This is a genomic window from Psychrobacter immobilis (assembly GCF_904846285.1).
GTDB lineage: Bacteria > Pseudomonadota > Gammaproteobacteria > Pseudomonadales > Moraxellaceae > Psychrobacter > Psychrobacter immobilis_D.
Genome location: NZ_CAJHAD010000005.1, coordinates 84,614 through 101,678, shown reverse-complemented (window position 1 = coordinate 101,678; position 17,065 = coordinate 84,614). Strand labels below are relative to the sequence as shown.

Here is a 17,065-nt window from a genome sequence, read left to right as displayed (position 1 = left end):
GTTCTAGATAAGAAAAATTATCTAGGGCAACTCCTACAATTATCTATATTGAGAAATATCCTGCTAATATCAATATAGTGCGCATTTTTGTTGCTTATTAGCTGACATCTTGCTTTAATAGCGCTAATATTTACATAAATAGTGCAAAGCGTTTATTTATCTGTAATAATAAAAAACATCTATCGTTGTCGCCTTGTTTCTATAGAGAAATTGTCTCTGTATGCAAATAGCAGCAGCTATTAATCATACTACTTATGAGTTTTAGGATATTATTATGAGTGCTCCAACTAAACTGAAACGTACCGTTCAATATAAGCTACTGACCATAATGACAAGCGTAAGCTTAATTTGTGCTAGCATGCAGCCGGCGTTAGCAGCGATAGAAATCGATGAGACTGATTTTGGTCCCTCTTATGAGACTATGGCAGTCGATACGATTGTCGGTAAGCCATTACAATTAGTAGCCGCTGTAGCAGGCACAGCAGCTTATCTTGTAAGTCTACCCTTCTCACTCATCGGTGGTAATGCTGACCAAGCACAGCAAAAGTTATTCGTTGAGCCATGGGATGCGATGGGACGCTGCTTAGGTTGCACCGTTGCTGAAGATAATTTTTACAAATCACAAGTCATTGATAATAATGTTGTGCGTATCGTTGTAGATGGTCCTTCAGAAATCCTAATTAATACCAATGACTATGTGGTAGTTACGCCATAAGCTTTAAGCTTATCAATCGACAATAAAAAAGGCTAACTTATCGTTAGCCTTTTTTGATTCTGTAAGCAAGTTATACGACTTTATTTCGTAATGTGAGTATTGCTCAGCTTTGCGCTAATCTCACGCAGTAATTGCACCTCTTCTGACGGCTCTGCTACGGCTTCTTCTACCTCATCTTCACGGCGTAATCTATTAACCATTTTGACCATCATAAAGATGATAAACGCCAAAATCAGGAAGTTAATCAACACCGTGATAAAACTACCATAAGCCAACACCGGCACACCTGCTGCCTTGAGTGCATCATAAGTCATCGCAACGCCTTCGGGTGCATCTCCTAGTATGAAAAACATATTTTTAAAGTTAATTTCGCCGCCAGCAATAAAAGCGACGATTGGCATTATAATGTCTTCAACTAAAGAAGTCGTGATAGTCGCAAAAGCGCCACCAATGATGACACCGACTGCTAAGTCCATCACGTTACCTTTTAAAGCAAATTCCTTGAACTCAGATACCATACTCATAATGTCACTCCTTGAAAGTTTTACCTATGGTCAGGTAAATAATTAAATGGTTATTGTTACTTAAGGATAATACAATTTATTCTAAATAGTACAGTTAGATTGATTATTTTTTCTATTATATAAAAAGACAGACACAAAAAAAAGCAATATAAAGTGAACCATATTCAGCTCACTTCATACTGCCAATTATATCTCTCAATGCTACTAAAAAATAACCAGCATTGCGTGCTTCTTTAATAATAATATAAATTACGAAGTAATTTACATATCGATATTATGCACCTTTCTTACGACCAAAACGCTTACGCTCACTTTCAGTCAAGTAACGCTTACGCAGACGGATAGATTTTGGTGTTACTTCAACCAGCTCGTCATCTTGAATGAATTCAAGCGCCTGCTCAAGAGTGAACTTAATCGCAGGCGTTAGAGTCAACGCTTCGTCAGTACCACTAGCACGAACGTTGGTCAACTGTTTGGCGGTTGTTGGGTTAACGGCCATATCATCGTTACGTGAGTTTAAACCAACAATCATACCTTCATAAACTTCAAGCTGTGGCTCAGCAAACATCTTGCCGCGCTTTTGTAGGTTAAATAGTGCGAAGCCTAAGCAAACGCCTTTGGTCATAGAAACAAGTACACCATTAGAGCGAGCACCGACATCACCAATTTTTTGTGGACCGTAATGCGAGAAGCTTGACGTTAGGATGCCTGTTCCTGAAGTCAAGGTTAAGAACTCAGAACGGAAACCAATCAAACCACGAGCTGGCATGGTTGCTTCAATACGCATACGACCTTTACTATCAAGCTCCATGTTAGTCATCTCGCCTTTACGCAAGCCAACCTGTTCCATGATTGAACCTTGATGCTGCTCTTCAATATCAAACACTACATTTTCATACGGCTCTTGTAGCTTACCATCCACTTCTTTAACGATAACTTCTGGACGTGACACACCAAGCTCATACCCTTCACGGCGCATGTTTTCAATCAATACAGACAGATGTAGCTCACCACGACCTGATACTTTAAATTTATCAGGAGACTCAGTATCTTCTACACGTAGCGCAACGTTATGAATCAGTTCACGCTCAAGACGCTCACGAATGTTGCGTGAAGTAACAAACTTACCTTCACGACCAGCAAACGGAGAGTTGTTCACTTGGAAAGTCATTGATACCGTTGGTTCATCAACCGTTAACGGTGGCAAAGCTTCAACATGATTAGGATCACAGATAGTATCTGAGATATTAAGCGCGTCAACACCAGTAATACAGACAATATCACCTGCTTGTGCATCATCTACTTCAATACGATCAAGGCCATGATAACCCATAATCTTCAATATACGACCGTTACGTGTTTCGCCGTCTTTATCGATGACAGTTACTTGCGTATTCGTAGAGATGCGACCACGTTGAATACGACCAATACCGATAACACCTACAAAACTATTATAATCGATACTTGATATTTGCATACGGAACGGAGCATCAGCATCAACCTGTGGTGGCTGTACGACATCAACAATAGTTTTGAACAGTGGTGTCATGTCATCAGCTAAGTTATCAGCTTCTAAACCGGCAATACCATTCAATGCTGAGGCGTAAACAACTGGGAAATCTAACTGCTCATCAGTAGCGCCTAAGTTGTCAAACAAATCAAAAATTTGATCCATTACCCAATCAGGACGTGAACCAGGACGGTCGATTTTGTTAATAACAACAATCGGCTTCAGGCCTTGCTCAAATGCTTTTTGAGTCACGAAACGGGTTTGTGGCATTGGGCCATCAACACCGTCAACGACTAATAGTACACAGTCAACCATTGACATGACACGCTCAACTTCACCACCAAAATCGGCGTGACCAGGGGTGTCGACAATATTAATACGATACTCAGTGCCATCAGTATCATCTGTCCAGCGGATAGCAGTATTCTTTGCTAAGATGGTAATACCACGCTCTTGCTCAATATCACCTGAATCCATTGCACGCTCAGCAATGTTTGCACGATCGCCAAAAGTACCAGATTGATGTAATAGCTTGTCAACCAAAGTGGTTTTACCGTGGTCAACGTGGGCAATAATTGCAATGTTACGCAGGTGTTTGATATCGTTCGCCATATAAAATGCTCGTTTTGTCTTAAAAAAATGCAGTAGCAGTAAGCGCCGCTGGATAAACTGTTAACATCAACCAGATAGACATGATTGGCTTAGGATTAAATAATTGCACAATACGTACAACAATTTAATATTAACGAAATCAAATACCTATGCTGATAAATCCATCGTACAGATAGCTATGCTAATGTACACCTTGTCAATTTACAAAGTGTTTGGGTCGCTAGTATAACATTATTGCATCATGAATTTATGCAATAACTTGCTTTTCTCACTGCCTAAATAAAAAAAAGCCACCCAAGGGATGACTTTTTTTGTAACTAATTACTTTATAAGATAATTAGCAGCTATTACTTATTGAACAACCATATCTTTAGTTTGTTCAACAGTCATGGTTTTGTCACCAGTGATGATGGCATATACACGACGGTTCATAGCGCGACCTTCTTCAGTGTTGTTATCAGCGATTGGTTGATCATAACCATAACCAACTGTTGATAGACGGTTTGGAGCAATACCAAATTCGTTAGTCAACATAGATTTCACTGCAACAGCACGGGCTTCAGATAGACGTTGGTTATAACGTGCTGAAGGACCTGTTTTAGAAGCATGACCTTCGACGCGAGCAGTAGAGTTAGGATACTCACGCATCTTCTCTGCTACTTTAGCGATTTCTGGTTTGTATTGGTTTTTGATAGCTGATTTATCGTTATCAAAGAATACACGTAGTTCCATTTTCAGCTCATCAGTAATGTCTACTGGTACTGGGCAACCGCGCTCATCAACCACTACGTTCATTGGAGTGCCTGGGCATGCATCGATGCTATCAGGTACGCCATCACCGTCAGAATCAAGATCAGATTCAACAACAACGATTGGAGCATTATCAACTAATGGCTCTTGCATCGGTGGAACAGCAACAGTAGGAGCTAAATGACCACCTAATACAACTTCTAGACCGGCCAAAGCCATGCCTTCCCACCAGTTTTGGTCAAAGTTATGAATCGCACGACCTTCACCACGTAGGCTTAATGCATCGTTAATACGATACATAGCACCTAAACCTAGGTTACCGATTGTATCTTTAGTACCTGATACCATATTGCCGCTAGCATCTTCGATTTTAAGTTTAGATTGACCAGCACCAATCAATGCATAAGGTTTAAATGCACTGTCTGTATAGCCACTGAACTCTTCAAAACCGATTAAGAAGTTACCAGAAATCATTTCTTGTTCGGCGTCTGAATCGTATGCTGCACCTCTGTTGCTTATAGCATCAGTATTAGATACACCATACTCTACTTGGAACTGAGTAGAAGGAGTTAGCTCGATACCTAATGCAGCACCAGTATATAAACCATTCTCTACATAGTAGTTTTCTGCAGAATCACCATAGTTTGCTAACAGGTCGCGTTGGTCTTCACCGTCTTCTGTCCAGTGATAACCAAGTAATAGTGGACTAATAGTAACACCAGCGTTTGCTGCTAGTGGAGCCGCTGTAATGGCAAACAATGCCAAAGCAATTTTATTTAATTTCATGAACTTCCTCCAAAGGATAATTTTAGTAATGCGTTAAGCAAAACTGCATCTCAAAATGTCTAAAAATAGACATCCTTTACAAATTTTAAGTTACAAAGCAAAACCAATTAAGGATTAGCTTAGCGATTATCAACTCAGTTTACAACTTTTTTCGTTAACCAGCTACACATTATTACACGATAATGTCATAACCAAAACACATTAGTCAGCTCAACTTACCGATAACTAACACACTTTACACTTTTTATCTTTTGTATGTTAGGTCGCAATAGATGATGAAACGAATCATACCTATTGTTTGAGCCTATTTTAATACAAATCTTTAGTTTTCTCTATTGATAAAACTGCTCATTCACGAATTGAAACATTATTTGACACTAGATATATATTTAGTCTATATTTAATTAGTAAACATTATTTCATTTTTTATTTAATTACTTGGATTTTTACTAAATTCTATATTCTTTGTATAGCTATATAAATCTACTAGATTCGTTACTCTATTAATCCTCATGTTCAACATTGGTAGTAAAAAACTTTGGCAGTGAAGTCAGCTCCATTTATAAGTTGTTTTTCTATATCGCCATACCTCTTATATAGGCAACAGTCCATCATGATTGAATTATATAAAGTATCCTCAAATAAGCAAAGACACCTTCGACCACATAATGAACATGGCTTTAATTTAGTAGAGTTAATCGTTACCGTCGCCGTCTTAGTTATCATGGCAATGATTGCGACACCTTATATCCTGGAGCAATTAGCCCGTATGGAAGCAAGACGTATTGAAAATCAAATTGAGAATACACTCACATTAGCTAAAGCGGAAAGTTATATCAGAAGACAAGACTTACTGGTTTGCTTGTCTAATAATGGCGGCATCTGTGATAGGGACAGTCAGAAGAAGCTGTTATTATTCTTAGACAAGAACAATAATAAGAACTTCGATTTAGGAGTTGACGACCTATTAGAAGAACAGGCATTAGATCCTAAATACAGCACCTTGCATTTACGGGTAGGAGATAAGCGCCATTACACTAAATTTTGGGGTGATAGCGGTAAACCGCGCGGTCATTTCGGACATTTTAAATACTGTCCAACTTCGACCTACAATCACACCATGTATCAAATCTCATTTAGCCAAATCGGTCGTATTACTTATAAACCTAACGAAAGCCACCCTACTGACTGTGGGCAATAGAAAACGATGCTAAGGTTAAAATAGTTAAACACTTTGATGCATAGCAGATTTCATCATAATAACTGCCTGCTCTAACCCAACAAAGATGGCATCGGCAATAAGGGCATGTCCAATATTTAGCTCATATATGCCGTCAATTTGGGCAATCGCCTTAACATTGTCACGCGTGAGACCATGACCAGCATTAATTAGCATATGGCAATTAGCATCTTTTGCAGTCAGTACCGCTTGCCTAATCCTTGTAAGTTCAGCGCTCATCTTATCGACGTTACCGGCCAGACCTGCCTCAGCATAAGCACCTGTATGTAGTTCAATCGCATCGGCTCCGCAGCTTACCGCTGCAGCAATCTGCTTGTCTTCTGGATCAATAAACAAAGAGACTTTAATACCGACTGCTTGTAACTTGCCGATATAATCCGTCAACCAAGGCATCTGACCCGCAACATCAAGACCACCTTCGGTAGTTAATTCGGCGCGCTTTTCAGGCACCAAACATACCCAAAATGGTTTAACCTCGCGAGCAATCTCAAGCATCTCAGTCGTTGCTGCCATCTCTAGGTTCATTCTTGTGGTCAGCTGCTCGGCAATCTCATACACGTCGGCATCTTGAATATGGCGACGATCTTCACGCAAATGAATCGTGATACCATCTGCTCCCGCTTGTTCACATAAAAGAGCCGCTGCCAATGGGCTTGGATAGCTGACACCTCTTGCTTGGCGTAAAGTCGCTACATGGTCAATATTGACCCCTAATAGAGGTTTTTTTAAGCTAATGTTTGAAGTTTCTACTGAGTTAGCTATCTGTACTACCGTTGTGTTAGTCATAAAAAATCCTTTCAATAATATCCAGATCATTTACTAAAAAGTGGGGTATAAAACCTTTATAAACCCTAGGATTGATAGCGCTGTTGCTGCTGCCAAAGAAGGCGACTTTGTAATGGCTGGTAATCAAGTAGATGATCAATCAGTTGTCGATGCAAACGTGACCAAGTATTGAGGGTAACAGCAGATATGCCCTGCTCTACCATCACTAAAATCTCACTACCTTTAAAAACAGTTTGCGCTATTGCATTTTTATTATCGTCATTATGAATAATCGGTACCAAGCCCACATCAGGTAAGAAGCGATAAGAGCAGTCGGACTCAATAGGCTGATCTAAACTGTCATGTTTTAACGTTAAAGCAAAGCCTAACTCATTAAACAAATACGTCTCAAACTGGCGCAAACACAAACGCAACTCATCAGCAGTTAAAGGCTGCTTAAGCTGCTGTAGACTGTTTTGATAGTGTTGCCATAATACTGGCATAGGATCTTCAGTAGGTAGTAGCCGCCATAATATCTCATTCAAGTAAAGGCCAGCGTACTGATGTTGCCCACCGATACTCTCGTGGTGCAACGCTTCTGCTAGGTTCGCGTTACTGTCCTCTGGCGCCAAAAAATCTTGTGTTACAGAACCTTGAATTGAGCTTAAAGGCGCAATATTAATCTGACTGAATGTTTTTAAATCGCGTTTACCAGTTGCAAAAAGTTGCAGCGGCATAAAGAGCGGCGCGCCTTTTTTGCCAATCCCATGGATGACACCATGGTGCTGAGAAAATAAATAGTATAAAGCGCGCTTTTCTTGGTAAGGACGCTGATGTAATAAATAACCGATTAACGCTTCGTTACGCATGGATTATTACCTCAGCAATGATGATATAAATGCATGGCGACAAACATAGATGACGCCATGCAATTTCTTTTAAAGCGCTATTAATATCCCAAACTGGTCAAAGCACGCTCATCATCAGACCAACCACGTTTCACTTTTACCCATAACGTTAACATGATTTTCTTATCAAACAGCTGTTCCATGTCTTTACGCGCATCCATACCCACTTGTTTGATACGCTGGCCTTTATCACCAATAACGATCGCTTTTTGCCCACTGCGTTCGACATAAATGGTCGCATCGATAAAGGTGCAAGCTTTACGGGGACGACCAGTTTTTGGATCTATATGCGCGGCTTCGTCTTTAAAACCATCAATCTGTACCGTTAAATCGTATGGTACTTCATCACCTGCACTACGCATGATTTTTTCGCGGATAATTTCACTGGCCAAAAAGCGCTCTGAGCGATCGGTAATCTGCTCGGTATCATAGATAGGATCGGCGATTGGCAAATGTGAGGCGATCACTTCTTGCAAGCGATCCAAGTTTTGATTCTTTAAAGCAGAAACAGGGACAATATCAGCAAAATCAAAACTGTCGTTAAAGGTTTCGATCAATGGCAATACACTACCTTTATCTTTTAAAGTATCGGCTTTATTAATAACCAGTACCACAGTTAAATTGGTATCGCCAAGCTTTTGTAAAACAAGCAAATCATCGTCGCGCCATTGGTCAGAATCAACGACAAACAAGACCAAATCAACATCTACCAAGGCAGAGACGGCCGCTTTATTCATGCGCTCATTGATAGCACGTACTTCATTACGATGAATACCTGGGGTATCAACAAACACCGCTTGCATCTCATCGTTAGATAAAATACCGTGAATACGATGGCGGGTCGTTTGTGGTTTACGCGAGGTGATAGACAGCTTTTGACCCAACAAGTGGTTCATCAAGGTTGATTTACCCACATTCGGGCGACCAACAATGGCCACATAACCCGTTTTAAAACCATCAGCTATATGTACATTGTTATTTGGTGAAAAGAACTCTTCGATCGCCGTGTCATTTTCTATTGCGTTATTCTCTAACGCAGTATCTTCTGTGTTATCAACATTTAGCTTAGCATCATTTAATCTAGTACTGCCTAATTCAGCGTGGTTTTGTTCAACGTCATTTGCTTCAACATTATTTTGGGTTGAACTGGTATTGGTGTTTTCGGTCATATTTTTGGCATTATCTTCATTATTTAATGGCAAGTCGTTGTGATTGCTCATGGGTTAATCCTATGGAGGTTGTCATCAGTCATGCCACTTGTTAGTCGTTTGAAGGAAAGTAGCATAAATCTGATCATATTAAGAATATTTGGTATTTCGAATAATCGTTTATTGAAACAATCGAAAAATTAGTACTTAGAAAACGGAACATTTCAATAAATGGACTTTAAAAAAGCGCTGTAAAATACGTTTGAAAAATGAGCTATGAGCGTTTTTTAGGCTGACCTGGCAATTTATGCAATTGGTTAATCATCAGCTCTGCAGCTTTTTGCTCAGCGATACGGCGGCTTTCACCCGATTCGGTAATATCAGGACAGTTATTAATATTTACCTGACAGCGCACCACAAAAATTTGATGTGGGGCATTGCCGCGTGTTTCCATCAGCTCATAATGCGGCAAATCAAACTGCTTAGATTGCAACCATTCTTGTAAGCGGCTTTTGGCGTCTTTGAGCGCTTTTTGATCATTAACATTATCAATAAGGTCGCCGTACCAAGAAAGCACGCAGTCACGGGTAATATCCATGTCTTGGCTGTCTAGATAAATCGCCCCAATCAATGACTCTACGGCATCCGCTAAGATAGAAGCACGATTGCGCCCGCCGCCTTTACGCTCACCAACGCCCAATATCAATTGGTTAGAAAGCTCTAGGTTTTGCGCAATAATAACTAGTGATTCTTGGCGGACTAAAGTTGCGCGCATCCGGGTCAGACGACCTTCGTTTTGCGTCGGATAACGATGATATAACGCTTCACCGACTATCATACCTAGTAGCGCATCGCCCAAAAACTCTAAACGTTCATAGTTTTTCTTACTATCAAACGAGCGATGGGTGAGCGCCAGCTTAGGCAAACTCAAATCATTAAACACATAACCCAACTTGCGCGTCAATATCGCTAAGCGTTGAATAAATTCTGAGCTAATAATAAGCGTGTCATCAGAGATGCTACTTTTTTGGTGATTAGGAACCGCCTGAGGATACTGCGAAGTTGGTTTCATGCGTGGCTTGTGATTATCCCTTTTGTTGCATTTTTTTTGCATTAATGAATATGGCTAACTTTTGGTGCGTTAGAATCTTTTAAATTTCTTAAAAAAGTAAATATCAATCATGAATATTCACTTTTCTATAATGTAGAGTACAGATTATTCGGCAGTAGTTGCATCAATATCGCCTTCGAAGCGATTAACGATATCGATATTACCAAAAAGGTTATTGGTTACTGCGTATTCCTTATGAATAGCAAGCTGGCCTGTTTTTTTATCAGTAAAGGTAAAAACCTCTTCTGCTTTAGTATCATAATCAGCATTAATAGAAAGCTGCTTATTGACACGTTCAACAAACTGTTTAGCCGTTTCTTTATTAGCATTGGATTCTTTAAGCTGCTCACTTAACGTTTTAGTCAGCTGATAATCACCAATCTGCGCCGGTACGATAGCGACAATCAATTTAGCAGCCACACCCAAAACGATAATGATAAAAACGATACTAGTCACACTAGCACCGCGCTGCGAAGACAAACCTGATAATTGTTGCACTATAATACCTCTCAAAGGGTAACTTGCTTAAGTTGCTATAGGTAAACCGCCATACTATTAATATGATTGCTTAATAGTTGATATTTTTAAGTCATTCAGCAGTTTATTAGATAGCCATAATATTAGCACAAACTATTATCGGTAAATCAATCTTTAGCGCAGCGATGATATCAATCAATACTGCCATTACGTTTAAAAGTTGGTAAATTAAGACCAGGCGGCTTATGCATCCAAATATAGACCGCTTTACCGGCTAAATTGTCATCAGGAACGAAGCCCCAAAAACGCCCGTCAGCACTGCGATCGCGGTTATCACCCATCACAAAGTAGTGACCTTCTGGGACACTGATACGCCATTCTGTTCCTTCAGAGCTGACCACTTCTGGTGACTCTTGCTGTAAAAATGGCGCATATTGCGAACTATTCATATTAGGTAAGTAGCGCACCAAGTGTTTGTTGTCGCCTTGTATTTCTTCGAAATACTGCGCTGCGTTTTCTTCTTGTTGACCCATTTGTATAGCATTGTCTTCAGTCAAGACTTGCCCTGGTGCAACTTGTCCTGCTGGGTATAACTGTGAGGTCAGTTCAGCATCGGCGGCAAAATTTACCGCTTTGGTAGGAACTGGTTTGTCATTAATCGCGAGCGTACCTTTGTTATAACTAACGCTATCACCCGGTAGACCAATGACACGCTTGATATAATAAATACTTGGGTTTTCAGGGTAGCGAAAAACCACCACATCGCCATGCTCAGGCGCGCCTGTATCAAGTACTTTATTATAAGTGAGCGGCAGACGCACACCGTAAGCGTATTTATTGACCGCGATAAAGTCGCCAGTATATAAAGTCGGCACCATAGATGATGAGGGAATATTAAACGGCTCAATCAAGAACGAGCGTACAATTAATACTACCGCCAACACTGGGAAGAAGTCGTACGCCCAGCGTACCAATAAACTTTCTTTACCACGACCCCGTGTTTTACGTTGTTTCAGCGTCAGCTTATCTAATAGCCAAATAATACCTAAACCAATGGTTAAGGGTACTAGAATCAAATTAAAATCAAAATCCATACTTATTTGCCTATTAGCGAGCTACTTATCTGCCAGTCTTTATTATTAATAAATGAGATATTAAAAAAGATATTAAGACAGATGACGTTTGATCATTTATCGGTGATTTATTCAACTTGCAAAACAGCTAGGAAGGCTTCTTGTGGAATTTCCACATTACCGACTTGCTTCATACGTTTTTTGCCGGCTTTCTGTTTTGAGAGCAGCTTTTTCTTACGCGAAACGTCGCCACCATAACATTTGGCTAGTACGTCTTTACGCATGGCTTTCACCGTACTGCGGCCGATAATCTGGCTACCAATCGCGGCCTGAATCGCTACATCAAACATCTGACGCGGAATCAGCTCTTTCATTTTACCAACCAATGCATTACCACGATAGCGCGCTTGGTCTTGATGCACAATCATGGCTAACGCATCGACTTTCTCGCCATTAATCAGTACATCAACTTTTACCAATTTATCTACTTGATAACGCTCAAAGTTGTAATCCAGCGACGCAAATCCGCGCGAGACTGATTTTAGACGGTCAAAGAAGTCCATGACCACCTCGCCCATCGGAATATCAAAAATCAGCTGCACTTGACGACCCATAAAGCGCATATCGACTTGAACTCCGCGGCGCTCAATGCAAAGCGTCATCACGTTACCCAAGTAATCTTGCGGTACTAAAATCTGACAGCGCGCAATCGGCTCACGGAACTCTTCGATATTATTTGGCTCAGGCAATCTTGATGGATTATCAACATAAATGACTTCGCCGTTCTTCTTTTCAATCTCATAGATAACCGATGGCGCAGTGGTGATTAAATCCAAGTCATATTCGCGCTCTAAGCGCTCTTGGATAATCTCCATGTGCAGCATACCTAAGAAGCCGCAGCGGAAACCAAAGCCAAGCGCATCGGAGGTATCAGGCTCAAAGAATAATGAGGCATCGTTGATCTGTAGTTTTTGCAGCGCTTCACGGAATTTTTCAAAATCGGTAGAGTCAACTGGGAACATGCCAGAATAAACTTGCGGGGTAATCTGTTTAAAACCGGGAATGCGATCAACGTCAGGGGTCTTGGAATGGGTAATTGTATCACCCACGGGAGCGCCTGCGATGTCTTTGATACCAGCAATGATAAAGCCAACTTCACCGGCTTCTAAAATCCCCGTATCTAGAGGCTTCGGCGTAAAGACACCAATCGAGCTGACCAAATGCGCTTCTTTAGTCGATAAGATATAAATTTTATCGCCTTTTTTGACCGTTCCTTCACGCACACGTACGAGCGAGACCACGCCTAAGTAACTATCAAACCATGAGTCGATAATCAATGCTTGTAGCGGCGCCTCACGATCGCCAGTTGGCGCAGGAATAAACTCGACCAAGGCTTCTAGCAGCTTATCGACGCCAAGACCAGACTTAGCTGATACGCGCGGTGCATCAACGGCATCAATGCCAATGATGTCTTCAATCTCTTGAATCACACGCTCAGGCTCAACTTGTGGCAAGTCAATCTTATTTAAGACTGCCATCACCTCCAAGCCTTGATCTACTGCGGTATAGCAGTTGGCAACCGATTGCGCTTCTACGCCTTGCGCAGCATCAACGACCAATAGCGCGCCTTCACAAGCGGCTAGTGAGCGCGATACTTCGTAGGAGAAGTCGACGTGACCAGGGGTATCAATAAAGTTAAGCTGATAACGCTCACCGTTAGGATGGTCGTAAAACAAGGTCACGGACTGGGCTTTAATAGTGATGCCGCGCTCACGCTCAATGTCCATAGAATCGAGGACCTGCGCCTGCATTTCACGATCTTGCAGCGCACCGCACATTTGAATAAAACGATCGGCAAGGGTCGACTTGCCATGATCAATGTGGGCAATAATAGAAAAGTTACGAATATTGGCTAATGCAGTCACAAAGCGCCTACTAAATAATGGAGGATTGAATAACGAAAATAAATGCTGTTAGATAGAATCAATAAAATGCTTACTCATATTACGGTATCAGCCAATACGCCAATATCGTTGTAATAAGTAAGTAAACTATCATATCTAAGGTAAAAGCTCATGGCGCTTATTACTACTGACTAACTCAATTGGTTAGTGATTAATACGCGCAGGCATGTGAGGGTATTCTAGCAGTTTTCCACTGTAAAGTAAGGCGATTTTATTAGCAAGATGTTGCGTGATATATGATGGCAATAAGCTACTCTTAAAATACAAAAAACTTTGCTCACTGAGAAGCTAGATAAAGCCGCTGAGCTAGACGCTACTTGGCAAAAATTAGGCAAAAAAAAACCAATCACAGAATGATTGGCATTTTTTAATACTGCTAGTCTTACTATAAATGGTGGCGATGAAGAGACTTGAACTCTTGACCTCACGATTATGAGTCATGCGCTCTAACCAGCTGAGCTACATCGCCATTTAAGGCTCGGTATAATACCGATAGAGATGACTGTCGTCAACCCCTAATTATCGTTTATTTGCAAAAAATAGGAATTTTATTCAAATTAATAGCAAATATGCATAATACTAACGATAAAAACGAACAATAAAAAAGTTGGTAGACCGATAAGCCGGGTTCTGTCGTGGACGATCATTCCTCTAGGCGTATCATCGCTGATACGCTCAAGCAACCTACCCGCATCGAACGCGGGCCGCGCCATGCCGATGCCTATTTGGTCTTGCTACGCGTGGAGTTTACCATGCCGTGAACTGTTGCCAGCCACGCGGTGCGCTCTTACCGCACCCTTTCACCCTTACCGATAATGTCTTGCGACACCAAAGGCGGTCTCCTCTCTGCTGCACTTGTCGTCAAGTTACCCTGCCCAGCCGTTAGCTGGCACGCTGCCCTATGTAGCCCGGACTTTCCTCCCCTGCTCATCTGTTGCCAGTGTGCAGCGGCGATCGCCTAGTCTACCAAGCGCGCTAGTATAGCAAACCTAAAGGCGGCGTGGGGATGTCTTTTGTGCTTATTTCGATTTTATACCAAATAATTTAAATAACGGCTTCAATAAAACGCTGCGGCAATATGAAATCATCATTCATTTCTTCTTCAGACTTATTTTCATTTTGATACGGTAGCTGCAACCAATGGGCATTTGGATAATTTTGCGCCAGATAGTTTTTTAAATAATCAATGCTACTATTAGCAATCTCAGTATCGGTATTACCAGCAGTATCATGAATATGATTATAAATCACGCTATGCATCGTTAAACCGCGCGCTCGGATTGCTTCCAAGCTAAGCAAGGTATGATTAATGCTACCAAGCCGACCTGATGTGACTAAAATGACCGGATAACCTTGAGTGGCAATATAATCTAAGGTTAATAGCTGCTCAGTAATAGGCACAAGCAAGCCACCTGCCCCTTCTAATAACACCACCTCATAATCCGCTTGCATACTTTTTGTGGCGCTGGTAATCACATCAGGATTTAACACTCCATTAGCAAGTTTCGCTGCCAAATGCGGCGACGCGGGTTTCTCATAGCGATACGGGCAAGTAGTGCTATCAATATCACAAGGCTGCATCGCCATCCCCATCAACTGACGATGAGTGACAATATCATAGGCAATATTCATTTCACCGTTATCTAGATTTATTGCGACACCAGTCTGCACCAATTTTTGGGTAATGACATTAACACCTTGTTGCATTAAAGCTTTTGCTATCATGCCAGTGGCATACGTTTTGCCAATATCGGTATCAATGCCTGAAATAAATAGCACACTCATAGTGAAACTCTATTGGTAGTAGAAATTTGATTCAAATAAGCAGTGACGACGGTTATTAGCGCCTGACATAACGTCACCAGTTCCTCATCCGTAATCACATATGGCGGCATAATATAGACCAATTTACCAAACGGTCGCACCCAAATGCCATGTTCAATTAATAATAATTGGAAAACCGGCATATCAACGGCTGCCTCTAATTCAATGACAGCCACTGCGCCCAAACAACGTACCTCTTTAACGCCAGCTAACGTCGCTGCAGGCGCAAGCTGTTGTTCCATCACGGCTTGCATATTTGCTGTGCGGACTTCGATATCGTAGGACAGAATTAAATCAATCGAGGCACAAGCAACGGCACATGCCAGCGGATTGCCCATGAAGGTTGGACCATGCATGAGCGCCGGATAATCACTGTCATGAATGGTGTCGGCGACTTTGCGTGTACATAATGTCGCCGCAAAAGTCATATAGCCACCTGTGACTGCCTTACCAATGGTCATAATATCAGGGCTAATATTGGCATGCTCGCAAGCAAATAATTTGCCGCTACGACCAAAGCCAGTAGCGATTTCATCAGCAATGAGCAGCACTTCATGATCATCACACAGCTGACGCAATAATTGTAAATACTGAGGACTATAAAAGCGCATACCACCTGCGCCTTGAATAATGGGCTCAATGATAAAACCGGCAAGTTGATGGCCATTTTTAGCAAAAAATGCGGCTAATTCATCACGCGTAGTTTGAGTTAGCTGACGCTCAAACCCTAACGGTGGTGCAGGCACAAAATGCTGTAAAGGTAATTGCTTACCATAAAGGCTATGCATGCCAGCAAGCGGATCGCAGACACTCATCGCGTGCCAGGTATCACCATAATAACCAGAGTGCGTTGAGGCAAACTGACATTTTTGCGGACGCTTAGCGGCAATTTGATATTGCAGTGCCATTTTTAGTGCCACTTCTACCGAGATACTGCCACTGTCAGCATAAAATATCGCATCCAGTTCAGCAGGTACAATAGCTAGCAGCTTTTTACCCAAATCTATCGCTGGCTGATGGGTCAAACCACCAAACATCACATGCGCCATTTTGCCTAATTGTTCAATCATCGCTGCATTGAGCACTGGATGATTATAACCATGCACGCTCGCCCACCATGACGACATACCATCAATCAGGCGCGTGCCATCATTAGTGACGATATAGATACCCTCGGCCTCATCAATAATGATATTTGGATAGGTGGGCGGCAAGCTGGCATAAGGATGCCAAAGATGGTGCTGGTCGAAGTCGTTTGTTGAGAAATTACTCGTTGAGAGGTTGGATATTGTCATGTTTTATTGACCAGTGATACGCTTATATTTTGACATCAAATCACTTTGGGTTTCGACGTGGTTTGGGTCATGCGGAATACAGTCGACAGGACAGATGACCACGCATTGCGGCTCATCGAAATGACCGACGCATTCCGTGCATAAATCAGGATCAATGACATAAATATCATCGCCTTCTGAGATCGCTTCGTTTGGGCAAGCAGGCTCGCACACATCACAATTGATGCATTCATCAGTAATTAATAAAGCCATAAACTGCTCCTTATTTGCTAGCAGTTGATAATAAATGAGTACGTCTGTTGTTTATTATTACACTTAATATTGAACAATCAGCCCATATTTAAAGCTTAACTTACTAAGCGT

The 17,065-nt window shown here is 41.5% G+C and carries 15 protein-coding genes, 1 tRNA gene and 1 other RNA gene; 2 read left to right on the top strand and 15 right to left on the bottom strand.

Annotated elements, in window-relative coordinates; all coding sequences use genetic code 11:
• Window positions 1-274: 274 nt before the first annotated feature.
• The gene (locus tag JMX13_RS04930; protein ID WP_201610261.1) at window positions 275-715 is read left to right on the top strand and encodes a hypothetical protein; all 441 of its coding nucleotides are present in this window, start codon (window positions 275-277) and stop codon (window positions 713-715) included.
• Window positions 716-795: 80 nt separating this feature from the next.
• Here the strand turns inward: JMX13_RS04930 and mscL are convergent, their stop codons facing one another.
• The 3 genes from mscL to JMX13_RS04915 all read right to left on the bottom strand — a co-directional run bounded on the left by mscL (window position 796) and on the right by JMX13_RS04915 (window position 4,897).
• Window positions 796-1,239 (bottom strand): large conductance mechanosensitive channel protein MscL, encoded by a 444-nt coding sequence (mscL, locus tag JMX13_RS04925; RefSeq protein WP_201546242.1) that lies wholly within the window; start codon window positions 1,237-1,239, stop codon window positions 796-798.
• Window positions 1,240-1,513: 274 nt separating this feature from the next.
• A complete protein-coding gene (gene typA / locus JMX13_RS04920; RefSeq protein ID WP_201546241.1) occupies window positions 1,514-3,361 on the bottom strand; it encodes a translational GTPase TypA in 1,848 nt (615 codons plus the stop codon).
• 351 nt (window positions 3,362-3,712) lie between these two features.
• Entirely contained in the window at window positions 3,713-4,897 is a 1,185-nt protein-coding gene (locus JMX13_RS04915; RefSeq protein WP_201610259.1) for an OmpA family protein, read from the bottom strand.
• Window positions 4,898-5,510: 613 nt separating this feature from the next.
• On the opposite strand from JMX13_RS04915, the gene JMX13_RS04910 reads away from it, so the two are divergent.
• Window positions 5,511-6,098 (top strand): Tfp pilus assembly protein FimT/FimU, encoded by a 588-nt coding sequence (locus tag JMX13_RS04910; protein ID WP_201610257.1) that lies wholly within the window; start codon window positions 5,511-5,513, stop codon window positions 6,096-6,098.
• 24 nt (window positions 6,099-6,122) lie between these two features.
• Here JMX13_RS04910 and JMX13_RS04905 read toward each other — a convergent pair whose 3' ends face one another.
• The 12 genes from JMX13_RS04905 to JMX13_RS04850 all read right to left on the bottom strand — a co-directional run bounded on the left by JMX13_RS04905 (window position 6,123) and on the right by JMX13_RS04850 (window position 16,954).
• The gene (locus JMX13_RS04905) at window positions 6,123-6,923 is read right to left on the bottom strand and encodes a pyridoxine 5'-phosphate synthase (protein ID WP_201610249.1); all 801 of its coding nucleotides are present in this window, start codon (window positions 6,921-6,923) and stop codon (window positions 6,123-6,125) included.
• Between the two features lie 65 nt (window positions 6,924-6,988).
• Entirely contained in the window at window positions 6,989-7,771 is a 783-nt protein-coding gene (gene recO, locus JMX13_RS04900) for a DNA repair protein RecO (protein WP_201610241.1), read from the bottom strand.
• A gap of 80 nt (window positions 7,772-7,851) precedes the next feature.
• Complete coding sequence (era, locus tag JMX13_RS04895) at window positions 7,852-9,030, bottom strand: GTPase Era (protein WP_201610232.1); 1,179 nt, start codon at window positions 9,028-9,030, stop codon at window positions 7,852-7,854.
• A gap of 202 nt (window positions 9,031-9,232) precedes the next feature.
• The gene (rnc, locus tag JMX13_RS04890; protein ID WP_201610230.1) at window positions 9,233-10,030 is read right to left on the bottom strand and encodes a ribonuclease III; all 798 of its coding nucleotides are present in this window, start codon (window positions 10,028-10,030) and stop codon (window positions 9,233-9,235) included.
• Between the two features lie 144 nt (window positions 10,031-10,174).
• Window positions 10,175-10,567: a DUF4845 domain-containing protein gene (locus tag JMX13_RS04885; RefSeq protein ID WP_227686221.1), complete on the bottom strand. Its 393-nt coding sequence runs from the start codon at window positions 10,565-10,567 to the stop codon at window positions 10,175-10,177.
• Window positions 10,568-10,737: 170 nt separating this feature from the next.
• Window positions 10,738-11,640: a signal peptidase I gene (gene lepB, locus JMX13_RS04880; protein WP_201610228.1), complete on the bottom strand. Its 903-nt coding sequence runs from the start codon at window positions 11,638-11,640 to the stop codon at window positions 10,738-10,740.
• 107 nt (window positions 11,641-11,747) lie between these two features.
• Entirely contained in the window at window positions 11,748-13,544 is a 1,797-nt protein-coding gene (gene lepA / locus JMX13_RS04875) for a translation elongation factor 4 (protein WP_201546234.1), read from the bottom strand.
• 431 nt (window positions 13,545-13,975) lie between these two features.
• A tRNA-Met gene (locus JMX13_RS04870) sits at window positions 13,976-14,052 on the bottom strand.
• A gap of 134 nt (window positions 14,053-14,186) precedes the next feature.
• An RNA gene (gene rnpB / locus JMX13_RS04865) (RNase P RNA component class A) lies at window positions 14,187-14,553 on the bottom strand.
• Window positions 14,554-14,627: 74 nt separating this feature from the next.
• Window positions 14,628-15,368, bottom strand: a complete 741-nt coding sequence (gene bioD / locus JMX13_RS04860) for a dethiobiotin synthase (RefSeq protein ID WP_201610226.1) — start codon at window positions 15,366-15,368, stop codon at window positions 14,628-14,630.
• Window positions 15,365-16,702: an adenosylmethionine--8-amino-7-oxononanoate transaminase gene (gene bioA, locus JMX13_RS04855; RefSeq protein WP_201610224.1), complete on the bottom strand. Its 1,338-nt coding sequence runs from the start codon at window positions 16,700-16,702 to the stop codon at window positions 15,365-15,367. Before bioA ends, bioD begins: the two co-directional genes overlap by 4 nt.
• A gap of 3 nt (window positions 16,703-16,705) precedes the next feature.
• The gene (locus tag JMX13_RS04850) at window positions 16,706-16,954 is read right to left on the bottom strand and encodes a YfhL family 4Fe-4S dicluster ferredoxin (RefSeq protein ID WP_149490624.1); all 249 of its coding nucleotides are present in this window, start codon (window positions 16,952-16,954) and stop codon (window positions 16,706-16,708) included.
• Window positions 16,955-17,065 lie beyond the last annotated feature (111 nt).